General features: G+C 72.6%; 18 protein-coding genes, 1 tRNA gene and 1 other RNA gene. 12 read left to right on the top strand and 8 right to left on the bottom strand.

Annotated elements, in window-relative coordinates:
- Positions 1-28: 28 nt before the first annotated feature.
- The 4 genes from U5C87_RS07680 to U5C87_RS07665 form a co-directional block, all read right to left on the bottom strand.
- Complete coding sequence (locus U5C87_RS07680) at positions 29-1,141, bottom strand: HoxN/HupN/NixA family nickel/cobalt transporter (RefSeq protein ID WP_330476011.1); 1,113 nt, start codon at positions 1,139-1,141, stop codon at positions 29-31.
- 40 nt (positions 1,142-1,181) lie between these two features.
- On the bottom strand, positions 1,182-1,856 hold the full coding sequence (locus tag U5C87_RS07675; protein WP_030203711.1) for a lysophospholipid acyltransferase family protein: 675 nt from the start codon (positions 1,854-1,856) through the stop codon (positions 1,182-1,184).
- 111 nt (positions 1,857-1,967) lie between these two features.
- Complete coding sequence (locus U5C87_RS07670; RefSeq protein ID WP_330476010.1) at positions 1,968-2,726, bottom strand: class I SAM-dependent methyltransferase; 759 nt, start codon at positions 2,724-2,726, stop codon at positions 1,968-1,970.
- 218 nt (positions 2,727-2,944) lie between these two features.
- Positions 2,945-5,581, bottom strand: coding sequence for a DNA polymerase III subunit gamma and tau (locus tag U5C87_RS07665; protein WP_330476009.1), 2,637 nt, complete (start codon positions 5,579-5,581; stop codon positions 2,945-2,947).
- A 185-nt stretch (positions 5,582-5,766) separates the two neighbouring features.
- Between U5C87_RS07665 and egtB the strand changes: the two genes are divergently transcribed.
- The 6 genes from egtB (at position 5,767) to U5C87_RS07635 (ending at position 12,307) form a co-directional block, all read left to right on the top strand.
- Positions 5,767-7,068 (top strand): ergothioneine biosynthesis protein EgtB, encoded by a 1,302-nt coding sequence (gene egtB / locus U5C87_RS07660; protein WP_330476008.1) that lies wholly within the window; start codon positions 5,767-5,769, stop codon positions 7,066-7,068.
- A complete protein-coding gene (gene egtD, locus U5C87_RS07655) occupies positions 7,065-8,045 on the top strand; it encodes an L-histidine N(alpha)-methyltransferase (protein WP_330476007.1) in 981 nt (326 codons plus the stop codon). The genes egtB and egtD overlap by 4 nt, the downstream gene beginning before the upstream one ends.
- 73 nt (positions 8,046-8,118) lie before the next feature.
- Positions 8,119-8,580, top strand: coding sequence for a DUF3817 domain-containing protein (locus tag U5C87_RS07650; protein WP_330476006.1), 462 nt, complete (start codon positions 8,119-8,121; stop codon positions 8,578-8,580).
- 176 nt (positions 8,581-8,756) lie between these two features.
- Complete coding sequence (locus U5C87_RS07645) at positions 8,757-9,413, top strand: ABC transporter ATP-binding protein (protein ID WP_330476005.1); 657 nt, start codon at positions 8,757-8,759, stop codon at positions 9,411-9,413.
- 13 nt (positions 9,414-9,426) lie between these two features.
- Positions 9,427-10,956: a hypothetical protein gene (locus U5C87_RS07640; protein WP_330476004.1), complete on the top strand. Its 1,530-nt coding sequence runs from the start codon at positions 9,427-9,429 to the stop codon at positions 10,954-10,956.
- Between the two features lie 49 nt (positions 10,957-11,005).
- Positions 11,006-12,307, top strand: a complete 1,302-nt coding sequence (locus U5C87_RS07635; RefSeq protein WP_330476003.1) for a GNAT family N-acetyltransferase — start codon at positions 11,006-11,008, stop codon at positions 12,305-12,307.
- Between the two features lie 180 nt (positions 12,308-12,487).
- On the opposite strand, the gene U5C87_RS07630 is transcribed toward U5C87_RS07635, so the two are convergent.
- On the bottom strand, positions 12,488-13,735 hold the full coding sequence (locus U5C87_RS07630; protein ID WP_330476002.1) for an MFS transporter: 1,248 nt from the start codon (positions 13,733-13,735) through the stop codon (positions 12,488-12,490).
- A 156-nt stretch (positions 13,736-13,891) separates the two neighbouring features.
- Between U5C87_RS07630 and U5C87_RS07625 the strand changes: the two genes are divergently transcribed.
- The gene (locus U5C87_RS07625) at positions 13,892-14,965 is read left to right on the top strand and encodes a LacI family DNA-binding transcriptional regulator (protein WP_330476001.1); all 1,074 of its coding nucleotides are present in this window, start codon (positions 13,892-13,894) and stop codon (positions 14,963-14,965) included.
- 67 nt (positions 14,966-15,032) lie between these two features.
- Here U5C87_RS07625 and ffs read toward each other — a convergent pair.
- Together ffs and U5C87_RS07615 are read right to left on the bottom strand one after the other, a co-directional pair.
- An RNA gene (ffs, locus tag U5C87_RS07620) (signal recognition particle sRNA small type) lies at positions 15,033-15,129 on the bottom strand.
- 24 nt (positions 15,130-15,153) lie between these two features.
- Positions 15,154-16,491 carry an MFS transporter gene (locus U5C87_RS07615; protein ID WP_330476000.1) on the bottom strand — a complete coding sequence of 446 codons (1,338 nt, stop codon included), beginning with the start codon at positions 16,489-16,491 and terminating at the stop codon, positions 15,154-15,156.
- Positions 16,492-16,600: 109 nt separating this feature from the next.
- Between U5C87_RS07615 and U5C87_RS07610 the strand changes: the two genes are divergently transcribed.
- Positions 16,601-17,083, top strand: coding sequence for a hypothetical protein (locus U5C87_RS07610; protein WP_330475999.1), 483 nt, complete (start codon positions 16,601-16,603; stop codon positions 17,081-17,083).
- 239 nt (positions 17,084-17,322) lie between these two features.
- Here U5C87_RS07610 and U5C87_RS07605 read toward each other — a convergent pair.
- Positions 17,323-17,410: transfer RNA gene (locus U5C87_RS07605), tRNA-Ser, on the bottom strand.
- 79 nt (positions 17,411-17,489) lie between these two features.
- Between U5C87_RS07605 and U5C87_RS07600 the strand changes: the two genes are divergently transcribed.
- From U5C87_RS07600 to U5C87_RS07585, 4 genes are all read left to right on the top strand, one after another.
- Entirely contained in the window at positions 17,490-18,425 is a 936-nt protein-coding gene (locus U5C87_RS07600; RefSeq protein ID WP_330475998.1) for an MBL fold metallo-hydrolase, read from the top strand.
- Between the two features lie 43 nt (positions 18,426-18,468).
- Positions 18,469-19,476: an ornithine carbamoyltransferase gene (gene argF, locus U5C87_RS07595; RefSeq protein WP_330475997.1), complete on the top strand. Its 1,008-nt coding sequence runs from the start codon at positions 18,469-18,471 to the stop codon at positions 19,474-19,476.
- 8 nt (positions 19,477-19,484) lie between these two features.
- Positions 19,485-20,573 (top strand): GNAT family N-acetyltransferase, encoded by a 1,089-nt coding sequence (locus U5C87_RS07590; protein WP_330475996.1) that lies wholly within the window; start codon positions 19,485-19,487, stop codon positions 20,571-20,573.
- Between the two features lie 122 nt (positions 20,574-20,695).
- Complete coding sequence (locus tag U5C87_RS07585) at positions 20,696-21,727, top strand: metallophosphoesterase (protein ID WP_330475995.1); 1,032 nt, start codon at positions 20,696-20,698, stop codon at positions 21,725-21,727.
- The last annotated feature ends 86 nt before the right edge of the window (positions 21,728-21,813 follow it).

Raw genomic sequence — 21,813 nt, 5'->3', positions numbered from 1 at the left:
GGCCCACGGCTGCGCGTCGCGGCTCGGGTCAGCGGCCGTCGACGAGGGCGGCCGACCACCGCTCCTCGATACGGCCGAAGCGCCACACGGCGACCGCGACGAGCCAGGTGACGACGAAGAGCCCGACGACCCAGAAGCCGACGTTGCCGAGGTCGATGCCGCCGACCCAGGCGAGCGGACCGCTCGTGACCCCGAGCCGGTCGGTGAGCACCGACACGAGCTCGATGCCGCCGATGCCCAGCGCGACCGCGACCGACAGGGCCGTGACCGTGGCGTTGTAGTAGACCTTGCGCACCGGCCGGCTGAACGCCCACCCGTAGGCGACGTTCATGAACGCGCCGTCGGCGGTGTCGAGCAGCGACATGCCCGCGGCGAAGAGCACGGGAAGGGTGAGGACGGCATACCAGGGCAGGTTGGCGGCGGCGGCGCCTCCGGCGACGACGAGCAGGCCCACCTCCGTGACCGTGTCGAAGCCGAAGCCGAAGAGGACGCCGACGGGGTACATGTGCCACGGCTGGGACACGGTGCGCGTCACGCGCCCGAGGATCCGGGTCAGGAAGCCGCGCCGCTCGAGCTGCCGCTCGAGCTCGGCCTCGTCGAGGTGGCCGCCGCGCATCCGCCGGGCCACGCGCAGGATGCCGACGAGGGCGGCGAGGTTGAGCAGCCCGATGAGCACGAGAAAGACGCCCGACACGGACGTGCCCCACAGGCTCGTGACGTGCTGGAGCGTCGAGTCGCCGTCCTGGAGGGCGCCGGCCAGGGCGCGGATGCCCAGCGCGACGAGCATGACCATGACGAAGACGACCGACGAGTGGCCGAGGCTGAACCAGAAGCCGACGCTGAGCGGCCGCTTCCCCTCGCCCATCAGCTTGCGGGTCGTGTTGTCGATGGCGGCGATGTGGTCGGCGTCGAAGGCGTGCCGCATGCCGAGGGTGTAGGCCGTGACGCCGAGCCCCACGCCGAAGAGCTGGCCGGCGACGCGGTACTCCTGCGGCGCGACGACCCCGACGAGCAGTCCCCACCCGACGACGTGCAGCAGCAGGACGAAGCCGCCCATCCCGAGCAGGCTGCGCCGGTCGTCGCGTGAGAGCCGCTGGAGCAGCGGCGGGCTCGAGCGCGGGCGCGAGGACGTCAGGGTCACGGGCCCACGCTAGATGCGACAGGGTCGCATCTGCAACGCGTCAGGCGGAGGGCTCGCCGCCCGGCACCTCGTTGTACGCGTCCACCCGCTCCTGGCCGCTCAGCTCGGCGATCGCCGCCATGACGCGATCGGTCAGCAGGCGACGGGCCTTGCCGGCCGGCATACCGGCGTACTCCTCGACCCCGATCGGCTCGCCGAAGCGCACCGTGACCTTCGCCAGCCGCGGGAAGCGCGCCCCGACGGGCTGGATGTCCTCGGTGCCGATGAGCCCGACCGGCACGATCGGCACCTGCGCCGTGAGCGCGAGCCACGCCACGCCGGTGCGCCCGCGGTAGAGCCGCCCGTCGCGCGAGCGCGTGCCCTCGGGGTAGATGCCGAACGCGTCGCCTGCGCGGAGCACCTCGAGCGCGGTGTCGAGGCTCTCCTGCGCCGCGGTGGCCGAATGCCGGTTGACCGGCACCATCCCGACCGCGCTGAAGAAGCCCTTGCGCAGGAAGCCGCCGACGCCCGTGCCGGTCCAGTACTCCTCCTTGGCGAGGAAGCGCACCTGCCGCGGCGACGCGAGCGGGATGGCGAAGGAGTCGATGAACGAGCGGTGGTTGCTCGCGACGATGACGCCGCCTTCGCGCGGGATGTTCTCCTTGCCCTCGATGGTGGGCCGGTACAGCGCATGGGACAGCGGGTACAGGAGGTTGCGCCCGAGGCTGTAGAACATGGGCCACAGCCTAGGGCCGCGGGCCGGGCGCCCGGGGTGGGGCGTCCGTCGCAGCCGCTCGGTGACCACCCTTTGGTATGCCGTGTGCCCGGCTCGGGCGCGGCCGGACCGTCACGGGCGGGCGCGGACCGCCCACGCGGTGGCCATGACGTAGAAGGGCGGCTCGGGCAGCAGCTCGCGGCAGTGCTCGCGCAGCCGCATCCGGCCGACCTCGTCGAGGCTGCGGACGAACGCGCCGGCCGGACCGACCCCGAAGGTGTAGGGCTCCCACCAGTCCTCGAAGCTCGGGTGGCGCAGGGTGACCGTGAGGGCGGTGTCCTCGATCTGATTGAGGCCGGCCTCGTCGCAGAGCCGCGCCAGCTCGCCCTCCCGGGTGCCGGGCATGCCGGACTCGTCGTCGACCTCGGGGTCGAGGTCGCGTGCCGCCCGCCAGAAGGCTGCGAGCGGGGCGCCGCCTCCCGCGAGGTCCCACACGCAGGCCGACACCGTGCCGCCCGGGCGGGTGACCCGGCCCATCTCGCGCAGCCCCAGCGCCGGATCGGCCATGAAGCTGACGACGAGCTGCGCGAGCGTGTGGTCGAAGAGGTCGTCGGGGTAGGGCAGCTGCTCGGCCGGGGCCGTCTGCACGTCGAGGGTCGGGAACGAGTGCCGCAGGGAGGCCAGGAGCAGCTGCGACGGGTCGACCGCCGAGACGCCCTCGACCCCGAGCCGCTCGATGAGGACACGGGTCAGGGCGCCGGTCCCGCAGCCGACGTCGAGCGCCCGACCCGGTCCGGCAACTCCGGACCAGTCGGCGAACCGCACTGCGAGCGGCCCCGAGTAGCGCCCCATGAATCGGTCGTACGCGTCCGCCGCAACCTCGAAGGTCACCGTCCGACGCTACCGCCGAACACCCCTGCGCCGTCGAGGAACTGGCGATCGGCTCGGATCTCGTGAAGAGATCCTGCGGGCACCCGTGGAGGGTCGAGAACACCCCGCCCACCCCGTCGAGTGGCCCCGTCGTCACACCCAGCCCACGCCGAGTGGCCCCGTCGCCACACCCGACCGCCGCCGCCGATTGCCGGCCCCGACGTTCGGGCCGGACGAGGTCAGTTCTCGAGCTCCTGGACGACGCGCCCGCCGAGGACCTTCTCGATGACGGAGCGGCCGACGTCGCCGGACTGCTCGATGTCCTCGTCGTCGGCGCTGACGGCCGAGTCGTCGGTGACGGGCTGCCGCGGCTGGTCGTCGTCGCTGGGGCGTGCGCCACCGGCGCGCGAACGCGCCTGCGCGAAGGACTGGCGCACGGCGCTGGCGCCGCGGACCGCGGAGTCCGTGGGCACGTCGCCACCGGTGGGAGCCGCGGAGGACGCAGCCCCGGACTGGACCGGGGACTGCGCTACCGCGGGAGCGGCAGCCGGAGCGCCGGACGTCGGACCCGTGGCCCAGTCGGGGGCCGGACCCGTGGCCGAGCCCCAGCCTGCGTTGTCCTGGAGCGAGCGGCCCGCGACCGGGCTCAGGCCGGCGTCGGCGAGCGCCGTCGCGCCCCGCGAACCGGCGGCCGATGACGCCGCACCGCCACCGCCTGCACCCGCACCGCCGGACCCGGTGGCGCTGCCGGGGCCGGCGGACTCATGCCCCGCGCCGGCATCACCCCACGACGGACGATTCGCCCCGGGGTCGCCTTGCGACGAACCCTGACCGCCCTGACCGCCGGGACCGTCCTGACCGCCGGGTCCGCGCTGGCTGCCGCCGGACGGGGCCACCGACTCGCCCTTGCTCGGCGGGTCAGGCTCCCCGACCGGCGCGGCACCCGGTGGCGGCGCCACCGGCGCCTGCTGCGAGACGGTGTCGACGTGCACGCCGTCGACGACGGCGTCGACGCCGAGCTCGTCGATGAGGGCCTGGCGCACGATGTCGGCGTGGTTGCCGGCCCGGAAGGTCTGGGTGAGGCCGGCCGTGGCGATGCCGAGGGTCAGCTTCTTGCCGTCGAAGGCAGTGACCTGGGCGTTCTGCGAGACGAAGGTCCACGTGATGCGGCGCATGGTGAAGATGCGGCCGAGCACGTTTGGCCAGGCGCGACGGATCGCGTCGGTGTCCATGCCGCCGGAGGGGCCGCCCTGCGACGCGTCACCCGAAGGCCCCGCCGCCGCGGAGGGGGCCGCTGCCGGTGCCGTGCCGGAACCACCCTGCTCCGAGGCTCCCGACAGGTGCTGGCGCTCGCCGTGCGACTCGGCGGTGGCCGATGGGCCACCGACCGACTCGGCCGGCGTCATGACGGGCGGCGCGCCGACCTCGGCGCGGACTGCGTCGACGCGTCCGGCATCTCCGGGGCCCGCGTTCGACGAACTGGTCGGACCGGTCTGGCCCGCCGAGGGCGAAGAACCGACCGTGCTCTCGATGCCGGCGCTGCGTCCACCGCCACCCATGCCACCGGCGGCGTGCGACGCACCCCCGCCGCTCGACGGCGGCGTGTAGTCGGAGACCGTGCGCGGCGGAGCCGTCGCGGCCGGTGCGGGCGCAGGGGCGGGAGCAGACGTGGGCGCAACCGCAGGCGCGTCGCCGCGGGCGGCGCTCGGGACTCCCCCGACGTCGAGGCGACGCTCGAGACGGTCGAGGCGGGCGGCATACCCCTGCTCGCCGGACGCGGCCGGCAGGAGGATGCGCGCGCAGATCAGCTCGAGCTGCAGGCGCGGCGCGGTGGCGCCCGTCATCTCGGTCAGGCCCGTGTTGACGATGTCGGCGGCGCGCGAGAGCGCACCCGGACCGAACCCGGCCTGCTGGACCCGCATGCGCTCGAGCTGGTCCTCGGGCACACCGCGCAGCACCTGCCCGGCACCCTCCGGGATCGCGGCGACGATGATGAGGTCGCGCAGGCGCTCGAGAAGGTCCTCGACGAACCGGCGCGGGTCGTGCCCCGACTCGATGACCTTGTCGATCTGGCGGAACGTGGCGGCGCCGTCACCCGCCGCGAGCGCGTCGACGGTGCTGTCGAGCAGCTCGCCGTCGGTGAAGCCGAGCAGCGACACCGCGCCGTCGTAGGTCAGGCCCTCGGGACCCGAGCCGGCGATGAGCTGGTCGAGGACCGAGAGCGAGTCACGCACCGAGCCGCCGCCCGCGCGCGTGACGAAGCTCAGGACACCTGGCTGGGTCGCGACGTGCTCGGCCTCGAGGAGGCGCTCCATGTAGCTCGTGAGCTTGGCCGGCGGCACGAGGCGGAAGGGGTAGTGGTGCGTGCGCGAGCGGATGGTGCCGATGACCTTCTCGGGCTCGGTCGTCGCGAAGACGAACTTCACGTGCTCCGGCGGCTCCTCGACGATCTTGAGCAGGGCGTTGAAGCCCTGCGGCGTCACCATGTGCGCCTCGTCGATGATGTAGATCTTGAAGCGGCTCTGCGCCGGGCCGTAGGAGGCCCGCTCGCGCAGGTCACGGGCGTCGTCGACGCCACCGTGGCTGGCCGCGTCGATCTCGATGACGTCGACCGAGCCGGACCCGCCGCGGGCGAGCGCCACGCACGACTCGCACGTGCCGCACGGGATCGGCGTCGGGCCCTGCTCGCAGTTGAGGCAGCGCGCGAGGATGCGCGCGCTCGTCGTCTTGCCGCAGCCGCGCGGGCCGCTGAAGAGGTAGGCGTGGTTGACCCGTCCCGTGCGCAGCGCCTGCATGAGCGGCTCCGTCACGTGCTCCTGGCCGATCACGTCGGCGAAGCTCTCGGGCCGGTAGCGGCGGTACAGGGCGGTGGCCATGCCCGAAACCCTAACGGCCACGACCGACGCCGGGAACGCGGACCGAAGGCGGTCGACCGGGGACGAAGGGGTGAACAGCTCCTTACGGCGCGCGGTTCCGACGGGCGGCTGTCGGTGGGTGTGTCTAGGGTCGATGAACCGGCCCGTCGAGCGACCCGTGCGGCGGCCGGACGGAGGAGGACACCATGCCCGATTCGACCCCGCAGCACCAGTGGGACGCCGACACCCTCGTCGCCCGCTACGACGAGGTGCGCTCCCACACCGAGACCCTCGCCGCCCCGCTCTCACCCGAGGACCAGACCGTCCAGTCGATGCCCGACGTGTCACCGACGAAGTGGCACCGCGCGCACGTGACGTGGTTCTTCGAGACCTTCGTGCTCGCCGACCACGAGCCGTCGTTCAGGCCCTACCAGGACCAGTACTGGTTCCTGTTCAACAGCTACTACGAGGGCGTCGGCCCGCGCTACGCCCGCGCCGAGCGCGGCTTCATCACCCGCCCGGGCGCCCACGACGTCGGCCTCTACCGCGCCGATGTCGACGCCCGCATGCGCGACCTCGTGACCACCCTCGACGGCGGCTCGCTCGACAAGCTCGCCTCGACCATCGAGCTCGGCTTCCACCACGAGCAGCAGCACCAGGAGCTGCTGCTCATGGACATCAAGCACGTCCTGTCGGTCAACCCCCTCCAGCCTGCGTATGCCGGCGCCCCCCTCACGCCGTCCGCTCCCGACCCGTTGGGCTGGGTCGACGTCGAGGGCGGGCTCGTCGAGGTCGGTCACCGGGGCGGCGGCTTCGGCTTCGACAACGAGCTGCCCCTGCACCAGCAGTGGCTCGAGCCCTACCGCCTCGCCGACCGCCTCGTCACCAACGGCGAGTGGCTCGAGTTCATGGCCGACCGCGGCTACGACCGCCACGAGCTGTGGCTCTCCGACGGCTGGGGCCGGGTGCGGGCCGAGGGCTGGCGGGCGCCGTTCTACTGGCGCGAGGTCGACGGCGTCTGGTTCGAGCACACCCTGAGCGGCACCCGCCCGGTCGACCCCGGCCTGCCGGTGAGCCACGTCAGCCACTACGAGGCCGACGCCTACGCGACGTGGGCCGGCAAGCGCCTGCCCACCGAGGGCGAGTGGGAGCACGGGGTGGTCGCCGACGGTCAGGTCGAGACCGCGGCCGTGCGGGGCAACCTCGCCGACACCGAGACCTTCCACCCTCGGGCGGCCGGCCCGCCGACGGGTCACCTGCGCCAGGTCTACGGCGACTGCTGGGAGTGGACGAGCTCGGCCTACCTCGCCTATCCCGGCTACCACCCGCCGGCCGGGGCCATCGGCGAGTACAACGGCAAGTTCATGTCGGGCCAGATGGTCCTGCGGGGCGGGTGCGCCCTGACCCCTCCCGGCCATGCCCGAGCCAGCTACCGCAACTTCTTCCCGCCCGGATCCCGCTGGGCCCTCTCGGGGGTCCGTCTCGCCGATGGAGGTGCTCGCCGATGACCGCTCATGAGCCTGTCGTCACCGTCGCTCTCGATCCCGACTGGGCCTCCGGTGCTCTAGTCGACGATGTCCGCCGCGGGCTCGGCTCGCAACCGCGCACGCTCCCGCCGAAGTGGCTCTACGACGACGTCGGCTCCGACCTCTTCGACGAGATCACACGGCTGCCGGAGTACTACCCCACCGAGTGCGAGCGGGCGATCCTGCGCGACCACGCCGCCGACATCGTCGCTGCCTGCGACGCCACGACCGTCGTCGAGCTCGGCAGCGGCACGAGCGACAAGACGCGCACCCTGCTCGACGCCTTCGCCGCCGACGGCAGCCTCGAGCGGTTCGTTCCCGTCGACGTGTCCGAGCAGACCCTGCGCGACGCGGCGGCGATGCTGTCCGAGCGCTACCCGTCGGTGCGCGTCGAGGCCCTCGTCGGCGACTTCACGCTCCACCTCGGCCACCTGCCCCGCGGCGGCCGGCGCCTGGTCGCCTTCCTCGGCGGCACCATCGGCAACTTCTACGTCGAGGAACGGGCGGCCTTCCTCGGGGCGCTGCACGACAGCCTCGAGCCCGGCGACTGGTTCCTCCTCGGCACCGACCTCGTCAAGAGCGCCGACCGGCTCATCGCGGCCTACGACGACAGCCGGGGCGTCACGGCGCAGTTCGTCACCAACTGCCTCCGCGTGCTCAACCGCGAGCTGGGCGCCGACTTCGACATCGACGCCTTCTCCTACGTCCCCTTCTGGGACCCGCGCCAGGAGCGCATGGACCTGCGGCTGCGGGCCGACATGCCCCAGCGAGTCACCGTGCCGGGGGCCGACCTGACGTTCGAGCTGGCACACGGAGAGGAGATCCGGGTCGAGATCTCGACGAAGTTCCGGCCCGAGGGCTTGCGGGACGAGCTGACCGTGGCCGGCTTCGCCGTCGAGCGCACGTGGACCGATGACGCCGGCGACTTCGCCCTGACCCTCGCCCGGCGGGGTGAGTGACCCGATTCGGCGAATTCTCCAGGTGTGGGTGAGACTGGGCGCTCGAGTACGACACGACGTAGGAGACGCCCGTATGACCCCTCGCACGCTCTACCGCCGCATCGCGCTCGCCGAGGTGGTGACGTGGGCCCTGCTGCTGCTCGGGATGGTGCTCAAGTACGTCACCAGGACGACGGACCTCGGGGTCCGGGTCTTCGGGCTCGCCCACGGTGTCGTCTTCATCGCCTTCTGCCTCGTCACGGTGCTCCTCTGGGTCAACCAGCGCTGGACCGTGCGCGAGGGCGTGCTCGGGCTGCTCAGCGCGGTCCCGCCGTTCCTCACGGTCTGGTGGGAGCGACGCCTCGAGCGCCGCGGACGCCTCGACGGCGGCTGGCGCCTCGGCCGCGACGGCGAGGCTCCTGCCAACCCGGCGGAGCGGGTCGTGGCCACGCTGCTCGCCCGTCCCATGATGGCCGTCGGCGTCGGGATCGTCGCGGTGCTTGCCCTGACCGGGGTGGCCCTCCTCGTGGGACCTCCGGTCGGCAAGCAGGGCTGACCACGAGGCGCACCTGTTGCGAAGTGCCCACTCGACGTGATCCCCCCGTCGAGTGGGCACTTCGAAACATCGGGTGGGCCCTTTGAAACGTCGAATGGGCAGCGTGCTGCGGTCAGCGCGCTCGGAGCCACGCGGCATACGGTGGCCTCCTCAGGTTCGTCGAAGGGATGGTTCAGATGGGTGTGGTCGCAGTGCTGGCCGGCGAGGTCCGGGCGGAGGGTGTCGGCAAGACCATCGACGAGACGACCCTGCTGCTGCCCACCGATGTCAGCGCCGACCCCGGCGAGTGCATCGTCCTGCGCGGCCCCAACGGCTCGGGCAAGACGACGCTGCTGCGCATCATCGGCGGACTCCTCGCACCCAGTACCGGCACCGCGACCATCGGCGGGCGTGAGGCCGACGAGCGCGACCGGGCCGTGCGCGCTGCCGTCGCAGCCCTGCTCGGCGCCCCGACGACCTACCGCGACCTGACGTTGATCGACCACCTGGTCCTCATCGACTCGACGTGGGGCGGCGACCCCAACAGCTCCGACGAGCGCAGCGTGGCCCTGCTCGACCGGCTCGGCATCGCCCACCTCGACGACCGGTTCCCGCACGAGCTGTCGTCGGGCCAGGAGCAGCTCTTCCGCCTCGCGCTGACCTTCTCGCGCCCCGCGAGCGTCGTGCTCCTCGACGAGCCGGAGCAGCGCCTCGACACGGCCAAGCGCCAGGTCGTCGCGACCCTGATCCGCGAGCGCACCGCATCCGGTGGCACCGTCGTCATGGCCTGCCACGACCCCCAGCTGACGTCCGACCTCGCGACCCGCGTCGTCGACGTCGTGCCGGCGCGCTGAGCCGAGACCTCGCATGAGCAAGCGCAAGAAGCCGGGCCGCACGCAGCCCGCACCCGCGGACCAGCCGGACCAGCCGGGCCAGCCGGGCCAGCCGGACCAGCCGGGCCACACGGCATACGACACCCCGACCCCGGCTGCGACGACTCAGGTCCCGACCACGCAAGTCTCGACGGCGACCGAGGTCGACTACGACGACCACGACCTGCTCGGCCAGGCCGACTGGGTCATCGGCGGCGACGCCGCGCGCAAGGCCCGGCAGCAGGGCCTGTATGCCGGCTACGTCCTCTTCCTCGGCGCCCTCGTCTACGGCCTGCCGATCGTGCAGGCGGTCTTCCGCACCTCCGACGCGGGCTCGCTCGGTGAGCAGCTGCGCTCCCCCGTGGCGATCGCGCTCCTCGTCGCGTCGGTCGCCGCGCTGCTCGGCGCGGTCGTCTTCGCCGGCCGCTTCCGCGGCCCCGTCGTGCCGCCGATGCCGTGGATCGACCTCGTGCTGCCGGCGCCGCTCGACCGTGCGCTCGCCCTGCGCCGCTGGTGGCGCTACGCCGCGGTCGGTGGCCTCTTCGTCGGCGCACTGAGCGGCCTCACGGTCGGCGCGGGCCTGGCCTTCGCCCATCTCGCGGGTGTCGTCACGATCATCGTGACCACGCTCGTCGGGACCGCCCTCGGCGTGCTCGCGAGCCGGCTGTGGCTGTGGTCGCAGGTGCGGTCCTGGCCGGGGCCCGACCGCAGCCTGACCCTGCTGTGGCGCGTGCCCGACGCCCTGCGCGAGCTGCACGCGGAGTCCCTTCGCACCCACTCGGCCAACACCTCGACGATGGCCGGCTCGGCCCTCACCGGCAACCTCCGCACCGCGCGGCTCGCGCTGACCCGCCCAGTGCGTCATGGCCGCTCGGCGCGACTTCGACCCGGCAGCCCGTTCGCGGTGCTCGTGCGGCGCGACGTCCTCGGGCTGCGCCGCACGCCCGGCGCCTTCCTCTCCGGCCTCGGGCTCACCGTGCTCGGCGGCGCCGTCGTCACGTGGGCCTTCACGCAACCGGCTGCTCCGAGCATCGCGGCGACGATCGGGCTGCTGCCGCTCTACCTCGGCTTCGGCGCGTGGGCCGAGGGCCTGCGCCTGCAGGCCGACAACGTAGGCACCCCGTCCCTGCTGGGCACGACCGAGGTCACCGAGGCGGTGGCGCACGTGACCGTGCCGACCGCGCTGACGGTCATCGTCCTCGGCGGCTGGGTCGGCGTCGCGGCGGCGCTCGGCTCGCTCCCGGCCGACGCCCTGCTCTCGTTGTGGCTCGTCCTCGTGCTCGTCCTCGCCGGCAACGTGCTGGCTGCGTTCCGCGGCTCCCCCACCTTCGTGCTGCGCCCCCAGATGGTCGCGATCTGGTATGCCGTGCCCGCCCTCACCGTCGTCGTGCTCGGTTCCGTCGTGGCGGTGCTGACCAAGGCCGGCAACTACACGTGGCTCTCGGTCGTGAGCTGGGTCGTCTACGCCGTGCTCGCGTGGTCGGTCTCGAAGGTGCGCCGCCTGACCTACCTGCACCGCAGCTGACCGACAACCCGGTCGCCGCTCGGGTGGCCGGGTCGTTAGGTTCGGGGCCATGAGCGAGCTGCGCACCCGCGACGTCGTCGACGCCGACCTCCCCGCCGTCCTGTCGATCCGCAACCGGTCGTTCGGGCCGCTCGGCACCGGGGGCGAGCAGTGGTGGCAGCGGGTCTCGGTCGAGACGCTCGGCGGCCGCATGATCGCGGTCGTCGACGAGTCCGACACCGTCGTCGGCGCCGGTCGCATCCGCCCGTACGAGCAGGCGTGGGGCGGCCGGCACCTCCGGATGGGTGGTGTCGCCGGCGTCTACGTCGAGCCCAGCGCGCGCGGTCGCGGCGTCGCGACCACCCTGACCCGCGCCCTCATCGCGCGGATGGGCGAGCTCGGCGACGTCGTCTCCTGCCTCTTTCCGACCACGGCCACGCTCTACCGCCGGTCCGGCTACGAGATCGGCGGCGTGCAGACACGGACGACGTATGCCGCCCACCTCCTCCGCGACCTCGGCTCCCCTCGCGCAGGGCGGGGCGGGGTGGCCGCCTCGGGAGGTCTGCGACCGGCGACCCCGGACGACGCTGCGCTGATGCACGAGCTGTCCCGGGGCGCGCACGTCCGGCACGGCGTCAGCGGACCGATGCCACGCTCGACCGAGGCCTTGAAGGGGATGCTTGAGCAGGACGAGCTCATCGCCTACGTCGTCGACGGCGGCTATGTCGTCTACGACCTGTCCGACCAGGCCGTCACGGTCGAGGAGCTCGTCGCGACGACGCCGGAGGCGGCCGCCGCACTGTGGGGCGTCGTCGGCTCGGGCTCCTCCGCCGCGCCCACGGTGCACACCTATCTCGACCCCAGGGACCCGGTGACCCTCGGGCTCGGCGGCCTGCCGGCCACCGAGGTGACGCAGATCCCGTGGATGGGCCGGGTCATCGACCTCGCGGCGGCGTTCGGTGAGCGAGGGTTCGCACCCCACACCACGGCCTCGGCGGACCTGGTCGTCGACGACAAGGACGCCCCGGCCAACGCCGGCGCCTGGACCCTGTCGGTGTCCGGCGGGCGTGGCACCGCCACCCGCACCGCTGACTCCGACTCCCCGGTTCGAGGTGATGTCGGAGGCCCCGTGGCCGCCGGGATCACCTCGACTGGAGACGGCGTGAGGGGCGGCGAACGCGCAAACGGGCCCGGCGCGACGGGTGCGGAGGCCGCGCTGCGGGTCGGCGCGCGTGGGCTGTCGGCGCTGTGGTGCGGCTGGTCGGTATCCCGGCTTCGCCAGGCCGGCCTCGCCGGTGGCGGCAACCCCGACGGCGACGCAGCGCTCGACGCGATCTTCGCCTGCCAGCCCTTCATCACCGAGTACTTCTGACCCCACCCGCTCCAGCAACCACTCGAGTGGCCCCGTCGCCACACCCGTCACAGGACCGCTGTGACTCCAGGGACCACGAGGCCACTCGAGTGAGCGCTTGCTCCCAGACGTCACGTGGCACCTGGGGCGGGGCGCTCACTCGGCCGACGTGGAGTGGGACGGGGAGGCCACTCGACGAGGTCAGGTCGTCGGGTTGTGGACGGTGTCGTTGGGGGCGTCGGTGTCGGCGGATTCGGAGCGGGCGGACTCGCGCACGGCGGGAAGGGCCACGAGGGCCACGACCGCCATGGCGCCGACGACGAGGAGCGAGTGCAGCACCCCGACGTGGTCGCCGAGGAAGCCGAGCAGTGGCGGCCCGGCGAGGAACGCCGTGTAGCCGATCGTCGAGACGACGCTCATCCGGGCAGCGGCGCGCTTCGGGTCGTCCGCAGCTGCGCTCATGCCGACCGGGAAGCCGAGGCTTGCCCCGATGCCCCAGATCGCCGCACCGACGAAGGCGAGCACGGGTCCGCCGAAGACGACGAGCAGGCAGCCGACGACGGCCGAGACGAAGAGGACGCGCAGCACGGGGATGCGGCCACGCTGGTCGAGGACGCGCGTGCCGAGGAGGCGACCGGCGGTCATGGCCGTGAGGAAGACGGCGAAGCCGACGACGCCGACCCAGCGCTCGAGGCCGTAGCCGTCCGACAGCGCGACGGCGACCCAGTCGTTGGCCGTGCCCTCGGTGAAGGCGGCGGCCAGCACGACGACGCCGATGAGCAGGGTGCGCGGCTCGCGCCAGGCCGCACCGATGCCGGCCTCGGAGCGCACCTCGGCCCCGGTCTCGTCCGTCTCGACCGACCGGGGCAGGAAGGCGCGCAGGAACCACGGGGTCACGAGCAGGAGCAGCACGACGACGCCGACGAGGTGTGCGACGACGGGCACGTGCAGGAACGACAGCCCCGCCCCGATGAGGGCGCTGACGACCGTGCCCCCACTGAAGGCGGCATGGAAGTGCGGCATGATCGCGCGGCCGAGGAAGCGCTCGACCTCGGCGCCCTCGAGGTTCATCGACACGTCGAAGACGCCCGTGCCGATACCGACGAGCAGAAGGCCGCCCATGACGACGGCCCGGTTGCCGGCGACGTCGACGCCAAGGCCCACGCCGACGAGGCCGAGGCTCTGGATCACCGCAGCTCCGAGGAGGGTGCGGGCCGCGCCGAGGTGGTGGACGATCCAGCCCGAGAGCGGCAGGCCGATGACGGAGCCGAGCGAGGCCGCGAGCAGGGTGAGGCCGAGGGCCCCGGCCGACAGCCCGAGCGCGTGCTTGATGTCGGGGACGCGCGAGGCGAACGCTGCGAAGGCGGCCCCGTTGACCGCGAAGGCCACGAAGACAGCGGTGCGGGCCGCGCGGACGGTGGTGGCCGGCGGTGCGCTGGCGACGGACATGACTCAAGCCTCTCAGGGGCGACGGCCGGGAGGGCAGGGTCGGCGGCACGCAGGTGGTGCGGCCGAGGCTCCGCAACGACGGTCGGATGGATCGATGATGGTTCCCACATCGCTTCGAATCGATTCGACTCGAAACGTTTCGATAGCATGCCTCCCATGGTTGCCCGAGGTCAAGCCCGTCCGACGCTGCGCGACGTCGCCGAGCGCGCCGGCGTCTCGGTGTCGACCGCCTCCCTCGTCTTCAGCGGCAAGGGGCCCGTCGCCGAGGCCACCGGCGAGCGGGTCAGGGCGGCCGCCGGCGAGCTCGGCTTCACCGGACCCAACCCCCTCGCCTCCTCGCTGCGCCAAGGACGCTCGGGGGCCATCGGAGTCCTCGTCGAGGGCCGCCTGCGCATGGCCTTCCGCGATCCCTTCGCCATCGCGGTGCTCGACGGCCTGGCCGAGGTGCTCGAGGCAGTGCCGACGGGCATGCTCCTCATCGGGCAGCCCAGCGACGCAGGCGATTCCGTCGTGCCCCAGCTCGCACCGCTCGCCCTCGACGCCGTCGTCTTCTCCCTCTGCGGGCCGGGAGAGAACCCTGCCGTCGAGCACCTCGCGGCCCGCGGCATCCCGATGTTCAGCACCGGTGTGCCGAGCGACCGCCGCATCACCCAGGTCCGCGTCGACGAGCGCGCAGCCGGAGCCGCCATCGCGGAGCACGTGCGCTCGCTCGGGCACCGACGCGTGGCCCACGTCGCCATGCCGATGCTGCCGACGAGCGTGGCCGGCCCGGTGCCGGACGACGAGGTGGACCCGCGCGAGGCACACGCGCCGAGCGTCGGCCGGCTGCTCGGTTTCCGCGACGTCTTCGGACCGGACGCCCCGGCCGTCCAGACGGGCGACGGGTCCTCGTTCGAGGGCGGCGCCATCGCCGGCCGCGCGCTGCTCGACGTGCCCGAGCACGAGCGCCCCAGCGCGATCGTCGCCCAGTCCGACGTCATCGCCGCTGGGGTCATCACCGCCGCGGAGGAGCTCGGCCTTCGCGTGCCGGACGACCTCAGCGTCACCGGCTTCGACGGCGTCGACCTGCCGTGGCTCCCCCACCGGCTGACGACGATGGACCAGCACGGCCGCGAGAAGGGCCGCATCCTCGGCACGCTCGTGCGCAAGCGCCTCGACGGCGCGAAGCCGCGCAGCGTCACCCAGCCCGTGGAGCTCCGGGTCGGCACGACCACGGCCCCTCCGCCCTGACGCACCAGCCTTGGCGCGCTCAACCAGACGCGCTCACCGGGCCACCGACGCACCGCGCCGGCCGGGGAAAAGGGACACCCCGCGTACCTGGAAGAGCTCTCCTACCCTTGCTGCATTCCTGCCCTGGGGGAGTTCGGAGAGGTACCACCACGCGGGGTGCCGACGGCAAGCATATGCCGCAGCCGACGTCAGCCGGAAATCGCCCCGTCCGTCGCCGCCGGAGCCGTCGTACCCACCGCGGCCGCTGCCTCGACCCCGCGGACCCCGTTGACGTGCGGCGGCAGCCGCCGCTCGACGACGAGCGCGATGACTGCGAGCACGGCGCACCCGACGACGAGGAAGCCGATGTAGACCAGGCCGAGGTCGCGGCCGACGAGGAAGCTCGCGACGACCGGCCCGACGACGAAGGCCACCGAGAACATCAGCGAGCTGAGCGCGTTGTAGCGGCCGCGCAGGTGGTCGGGCGCGAGGTCGTTGACCATGGCCGCGCTCGTCGGCTGGAGCATCGTTTCTCCGAGGCCGAAGACGCCGGCGCACGCGGCGAGCAGCACCGTCGCCGTCACGGTGCCGGGCACGAGCGAGGTGGCCCCGAGCAGCGACCAGGCGACCATCCAGGTCAGCGCCATGACGACGGCGACCCGCGTGCGGCGCCGGCCCTCGATGCGCTGGAGGACGAAGAGCTGCAGCACGACGATGACGACGGTGTTGGCCGCGAAGGCGTAGCCGAGCCCCTCGGTCGAGATCTGCGCCTCGGCCCGGGCGTAGGCGGGCATCCCCGCGTTGAGCTGCGGATAGCTGACGAGGGCGGCGACTGCGACGAGGAGCAGCAGCGCCCGCAGCCGCGGGTCGCGCAGCAGGGTCAGGTAGGACACCGAGTCCGAGCCGGCGTCGACGGGCCGCTGCACCCGGTCGCGGGCATGGCGCAGCGCGACGAGCAGGATGAACAGCCCCGGCACGTAGCTCAGGGCGTCGAGCAGGTAGACCGTCACGAAGGTGCCCGGCCGGCCGACGTCGACGAAGCGGCCACCGACGATGCCGCCGATGCCGATGCCGAGGTTGAGCAGCGTGAAGTTGAGGCCGAAGTAGCGCTGCCGCTGCTCGGTCGGGATGAGGTTGCCGATGAGGGCGCTCGATGCCGGCCACACGATGCCGAAGCCGTAGCCCATGAGCACGAGCGCCGCCGCGGCCTGCCCCGTCGTCGTCGCGAGCGCCAGCAGCACGTCGGCCACGGCCAACGCGACGAGGCTGCTCGCGTAGACCCGGCGCGGACCGATCCGGTCGATGAGCGCGCCTGCCGGAGTGACGAGCACGATCCCCACGCCCGCCTGCAGCGCGAGCAGCAGGCCGACCGTCTCGAGCGGGATGCCGCGTACCTCGTGGAGGTAGACGACCATGAACGGCAGGACGAGGCCCGTGCCGATCGACTGGAAGACGACGGTCGAGATCAGCAGCTTGCCCTCGCGCGGCAGGTCGTGCCAGAACGAGGACGGCCGCGGCCGGTCGGGCGCAGGGCTGGTCGAGCTCACCGGCGCATTCTGCCGTGACCCACCGACAGTCCCTGCACCCCCGAGGACCTTCGCCTCTGGCGGCGCCTCCCGGCCCCGGACGAGCGTGGAGGGACCGAAGGAGGTCGCCATGTCGACCGTCGAACGACGCCACCAGGCTCCCAAGCAGGCTCCCCGGCAACCCGGGCTCCGTACGGAGACCAGAGCAGCCATAGGACTCGGGATCGCCGGGTTCCTCGTGGCCGGCGCCACGTTCGTCACCCCGAAGGGAGACGTGGCGGGCGCCTGCTGGACCGTCAGCTTCACCCTCTTCTTCGTCGCGCTCGTCATGGCCGTCGTCGGCATCGTCCACGCGCGCGGCGACCGCCTCAGCGCGTTGCCGACGAGCGCCGCCGGCTGGGTGGCCCTGCTGTGCTTCGTCGCCGGCGCCGCACTCCTCTTCGGCCCGTTCGCCGAGTTCAGCCTCGCCCTCGCGCTCGTGTCGGCCGCCGCCGCGGTCCTCGGCGTCGGCGCCCTCCGCGAGCGCTCGCTGGCCGTGATCGCGCTGCCGCTGCTGGGCGGCACCTTCGTGCTGGCCTTCCTGCTCGGCGAGCTGCTCATCGGGCACGAGTGACGAGCTGGCGTATGCCGTGAGCCCACCTCTGGACGACCAGCGCCGCCCGTTCCTTCTGCAGTCCACGACCCGCGAGGCTCAGGACACTCCGGCCCGCGGGGATGGGGGAACCGTCGGCGTGGGCCGGGCGGGGCCGCTCGTTCCTCGCGGCTGGCCGGCTCACGCCTCCTCCCAAATCCGGAGACTCCGCCACATGACAGAGGCCCCGCCGCGCTGAGCGCGGCGGGGCCTCTGTCATGTGGCGGAGGATGGGGGATTTGAACCCCCGAGGGTTTTATCCCAACACGATTTCCAATCGTGCGCACTAGGCCACTATGCGAATCCTCCGTCGCGCAGGTTACCCGAGGCGGACCCCGCACAAGAAATCGGCAGGCGCAGACACCCGTCATGCAGCACACTCACGCGCATGCCACACCCTGAGAAGGTCCCGCTCGACACCGACGTCGCCTGGATCCACGGCTCCCCGTCGCCGCGGCACCTCTCCGACCCGCCGCTGCAGGTCCACCTCCTCGCGCCGGGCACCGTCCTCATCCGGCAGAGCAAGGACCTCACCTACGAGGCGCCCTTCATCCTGCTGCTCCTCGGCGACGACCGCGCCCTGCTCCTCGACACCGGAGCCGTCGACGGCGCCGAGCTCCGGGCCACCGTCGACCGGCTCGTCGCGGACCACACGGCCACGCGAACGGGCGACACGGCATACGACCTCGTCGTCGCGCACACGCACGGTCACGGCGACCACGTGGCCGGTGACGCGGCTTTCGCCGACCGTCCGCACACGACGGTCGTGGGCCGCGACCGCGCCGACGTCATCGCCCACTTCGGCTTCACCGACTGGCCGAACGAGGTGGTGACGGTCGACCTCGGCGGCCGCTCGCTCGAGGTCGTCGGCATCCCCGGGCACCATGCCGCCTCGATCGCGGTGCACGACGAGCGGACGGGCCTGCTGCACACCGGTGACACCGTCTATCCCGGCCGCATCTACGTCGAGGACCCCACCGCCCTGCTCGACACCCTCGACCGGCTCGTCGCCTTCGCCGAGCAGCGCGGCGTCGAGCACGTGCTCGGCTGCCACGTCGAGATGACCCGACGGCCGGGCCGCGACTACCCGCTCGGCTCGCGCTACCAGCCCGACGAGCCGTCGCCCTTCATGACGGTGGACCGGCTGCGCGCGGCGCGCGACGCCTTCCGCACCGTCGCCGACCGTCCGGGCATCCACCGCTTCGACGACATCGTCTTCTGCGTCGGCACGGGGCCGCGCGTGCTCGTGCCGCTCCAGGCGCGGGCCCTCGTCGAGCAGGTGCGATGGAGGCTGGGACTGCTCGCCCGACGTCCGAGCACCTGAGACCGGATTGCCGCGCTCGACCGCGCCTGAAACCATCACGTGCATGTCGCTCGCCGCACTCCACCGCCGCAACCTCCTCAAGGAGATCGACCTGACGCCCGACGAGTTCCGGGCGCTGCTCGACCTCGCCGCCGAGCTCAAGGCCGCCAAGCGAGAGGGCCGCGAGGAGCGCCGCCTGGCCGGCAAGAACATCGCGCTGCTCTTCGCCAAGACCTCGACCCGCACGCGCTGCGCGTTCGAGGTGGCCGCGGCCGACCAGGGCGCGAGCACGACCTACCTCGACCCCGTCGGCTCGCAGATGGGCCACAAGGAGTCGGCGAAGGACACGGCGCGCGTGCTCGGCCGCTTCTACGACGGGATCGAGTACCGCGGCGCCGGCCACGACGTCGTCGAGACGCTCGGCGCCTTCGCCGGCGTGCCGGTGTGGAACGGCCTGACCGACGACTGGCACCCGACGCAGTCGCTGTGCGACGCCCTGACGATGCGCGAGCACGCGGGCAAGCCCGACGAGCAGATCGCGTACGCCTACGTCGGCGACGCGCGCTTCAACATGGGCAACTCGCTGCTCGTCACCGGGGCCATCCTCGGCATGGACGTGCGCATCGTCGCCCCGCGGTCGCTCTGGCCGTCCGACGCCGTCATCGCCATCGCGAGGAGGTATGCCGCCGAGACCGGTGCGCGCGTCACGCTCACCGAGGACGTGGCCGAGGGCGTGCGCGGTGTCGACTTCGTCCACACCGACGTCTGGGTGTCGATGGGTGAGGCCAAGGAGGTCTGGGCCGAGCGCATCGAGCTGCTGACGCCCTACCAGGTCAACGCGGATCTCCTTGCGCTGACGGGCAATCCGCAGGTCAAGTTCATGCACTGCCTGCCGGCCTTCCACGACCTGGAGACGGCCGTCGGCATGGAGGTGCACGAGCAGTTCGGGCTCAAGGAGCTCGAGGTCACCGACGACGTCTTCGAGTCCGAGGCCTCCGTCGTCTTCGACCAGGCCGAGAACCGGATGCACACCATCAAGGCGCTCATGCTCGCCACGCTGGTCGAGCTCTGACCGCGGCGGTGCCGGGCCACGACGAGCTCGACCTCGACATCGAGCAGCTCGACACCGCAACGGAACCCGGCTCCCCCGGCTGGGCCGACTTCGTCGCCACGAGCGCGCTCATCGACGACGTCTACGCCGAGCTCGAGGGCGACCGGGGCATGACCCGCACTCCCGAGCAGCGGCGGATCGCATGGCGCGAGAGGGACATCCACGAGATCAGGGTGTGGATCGCCCGCCTCCGCGGCGAGGTCGTCGGCTTCGCGTTCCACCGTCGACCATTGCACGAGGGCGCACGCGAGTCCTGGCTGTTCCTCGGGGTCCGGCCCGACGCACGGAGGCAGGGCGTCGGCTCCGCCCTGCTCGACCGGGTGGTCGACGAGGCGTGCCACGCAGGCTCCACGACGCTCCAGTCCTTCGTGATGTCGCCGTTGGCGGGTGACGAGGAGCTGCTGCCCGTCGAGGGCGGCGACGGCGGAGTCCCGGTCGGCGCTCCGTCGACCGGCCTCGCGCTGGCCCGCGGCTTCCGGCTCGTCCAGGCGCTGGTCGGCTCGTCGGTCGAGGTGCCCCTGCCGGCCGACCGGCTGTCCGCCCTGGAGTGCGCCCTCCCGGCCTCCGCGAGCGACTACGACGTGCTGACCTGGGAGATGCCGACGCCGCCCGAGCTCGTCGCCGACGTGGCCGCTCTCAAGACGCGCATGGCGACCGACGCCCCGTCGGGCGGCACGGCCGCCGGCCCCGACCCGTGGGACACGGACCGCCTCGTCGAGGCGGAGCACGGCCTGACCTCAATGGGCCGGCGACGGCTCTACGCCGCGGCCCGGCACCGCGCCTCCGGCCGCCTCGTCGCCTTCACCGAGATCGACCCGCCGCTCGTCGAGGGCGCACCCGCCAGCCAGGAGTTCACGCTCGTGCTCCGCGAGCACCGCGGCCACGGGCTCGGGCTGCTCGTCAAGATCGCCAACGCCCGCCACCTCGCCGAGGCCAGCCCGGGCACGACGCGGATCACGACCTACAACGCCGACGAGAACGCGCCGATGCGGCGCATCAACGAGGCGCTCGGCTACCGCCCGTCCGTCGTGTCGGGTGGCTGGCGCCTCGACCTCTGACCAGCGACAGCAGGGATCCCCGACGGTCCCAGCACACTCCCAGCGATCTCCGAGCCCGTGGACGCCTGGTGTTCACGCGCCCGAGGTGGTGCCGTTCGCCGGGGGTGCGGGACAACGAGACCATGCACCTGACTCGCACCCCAGTCCTCGCGGCAGCCGCAGCCGCCCTCATCGTCCTCCCCGCCGCCGCAGCAGCCTCGGCCGCCGACGCCCCCGGCCAGCAGAAGGACGGGCACTACCAGTTCGCCGTCATCGGCGACGTGCCCTACGGCGACGCCCAGGTCGCGGCCTTCCCGAAGTGGGTCGACCAGATCAACGCGACGCCGGACCTGTCGTTCACCATCCACGTCGGCGACATCAAGAACGGCTCGTCGACGTGCACCAACGAGTACTTCTCGATGATCCGCACCCAGTTCGACCGCTTCACCATGCCGCTCGTCTACACCCCCGGCGACAACGAGTGGACCGACTGCCACCGCACCAACAACGGCACCTACGACCCGCTCGAGCGCCTCGCCGCAATCCGGTCGACGTTCTTCAACCGCCCCGACCACACGCTCGGCGCCGACATGACGGTGGCGTCGCAGGAGGCGGCCGGCTTCCCCGAGAACGTCTCGTTCCGCCGGCAGGGCATCGACATCGCAACCCTCCATGTCGTCGGCAGCAACAACGGGCTGCTCCCCTGGCCCGAGCTGGGCCACCCCACGCCGACTCCCCAGCAGGTCGCCGAGGAGAAGGCGCGCATGGACAGCGCTGTGGCACAGGTGCGCTCGGCCTTCGCCGATGCCCGGCAGCGTCACGACCGGGCCGTGGCCCTCTTCCTCCAGGCCGACATGTTCGACCCGACGTATGCCGTGACGTGGGCCGACAACTCGGCCTTCCAGCCGCTCGTGCGCGAGCTCGTCGCGCAGTCGAAGGCGTTCGACGGCGAGGTCTACCTCTTCAACGGTGACAGCCACGTCTACAACTCCGACCGGCCGCTCGCCGCCGGGTCGACGTGGCTCGACTTCTACGGCGTGCAGGGCTCGGCCGACAACCTGACGCGCGTCACCGTCGACGGGTCGAGCAACAACAAGGACTTCCTCGAGGTCACGGTCAACCGGCCAGGCGCCGAGCACGTGCTCTCGTGGGAGCGCGTCCCCTACGCCTCCTGACGTCCAGCCGCCGGTTCGAGGTGGACGCGCCGTGGATTCCGCGGCGCGTTCACCTCGACCGAGCGGGCCCGACCCAGACCGAGACC

The sequence above is a fragment of the Terrabacter sp. C0L_2 genome, from assembly GCF_036352015.1.
Lineage (GTDB): Bacteria > Actinomycetota > Actinomycetes > Actinomycetales > Dermatophilaceae > Terrabacter > Terrabacter tumescens.
This window is presented reverse-complemented; position numbering and strand designations above follow the sequence as displayed.

What these genes read in the sequence shown, in the direction of transcription:
- U5C87_RS07585 (WP_330475995.1), top strand. Translation starts at nt 20,696, where the DNA reads ATGCACCTGACTCGCACCCCAGTCCTCGCGGCAGCCGCAGCCGCCCTC.
- U5C87_RS07665 (WP_330476009.1), bottom strand. Translation starts at nt 5,581, where the DNA reads ATGGCCACCGCCCTGTACCGCCGCTACCGGCCCGAGAGCTTCGCCGAC.
- U5C87_RS07645 (WP_330476005.1), top strand. Translation starts at nt 8,757, where the DNA reads ATGGGTGTGGTCGCAGTGCTGGCCGGCGAGGTCCGGGCGGAGGGTGTC.
- egtB (WP_330476008.1), top strand. Translation starts at nt 5,767, where the DNA reads ATGCCCGATTCGACCCCGCAGCACCAGTGGGACGCCGACACCCTCGTC.
- U5C87_RS07625 (WP_330476001.1), top strand. Translation starts at nt 13,892, where the DNA reads ATGGTTGCCCGAGGTCAAGCCCGTCCGACGCTGCGCGACGTCGCCGAG.
- U5C87_RS07675 (WP_030203711.1), bottom strand. Translation starts at nt 1,856, where the DNA reads ATGTTCTACAGCCTCGGGCGCAACCTCCTGTACCCGCTGTCCCATGCG.
- U5C87_RS07600 (WP_330475998.1), top strand. Translation starts at nt 17,490, where the DNA reads ATGCCACACCCTGAGAAGGTCCCGCTCGACACCGACGTCGCCTGGATC.
- argF (WP_330475997.1), top strand. Translation starts at nt 18,469, where the DNA reads ATGTCGCTCGCCGCACTCCACCGCCGCAACCTCCTCAAGGAGATCGAC.
- U5C87_RS07630 (WP_330476002.1), bottom strand. Translation starts at nt 13,735, where the DNA reads ATGTCCGTCGCCAGCGCACCGCCGGCCACCACCGTCCGCGCGGCCCGC.
- U5C87_RS07650 (WP_330476006.1), top strand. Translation starts at nt 8,119, where the DNA reads ATGACCCCTCGCACGCTCTACCGCCGCATCGCGCTCGCCGAGGTGGTG.
- egtD (WP_330476007.1), top strand. Translation starts at nt 7,065, where the DNA reads ATGACCGCTCATGAGCCTGTCGTCACCGTCGCTCTCGATCCCGACTGG.
- U5C87_RS07640 (WP_330476004.1), top strand. Translation starts at nt 9,427, where the DNA reads ATGAGCAAGCGCAAGAAGCCGGGCCGCACGCAGCCCGCACCCGCGGAC.
- U5C87_RS07635 (WP_330476003.1), top strand. Translation starts at nt 11,006, where the DNA reads ATGAGCGAGCTGCGCACCCGCGACGTCGTCGACGCCGACCTCCCCGCC.
- U5C87_RS07610 (WP_330475999.1), top strand. Translation starts at nt 16,601, where the DNA reads ATGTCGACCGTCGAACGACGCCACCAGGCTCCCAAGCAGGCTCCCCGG.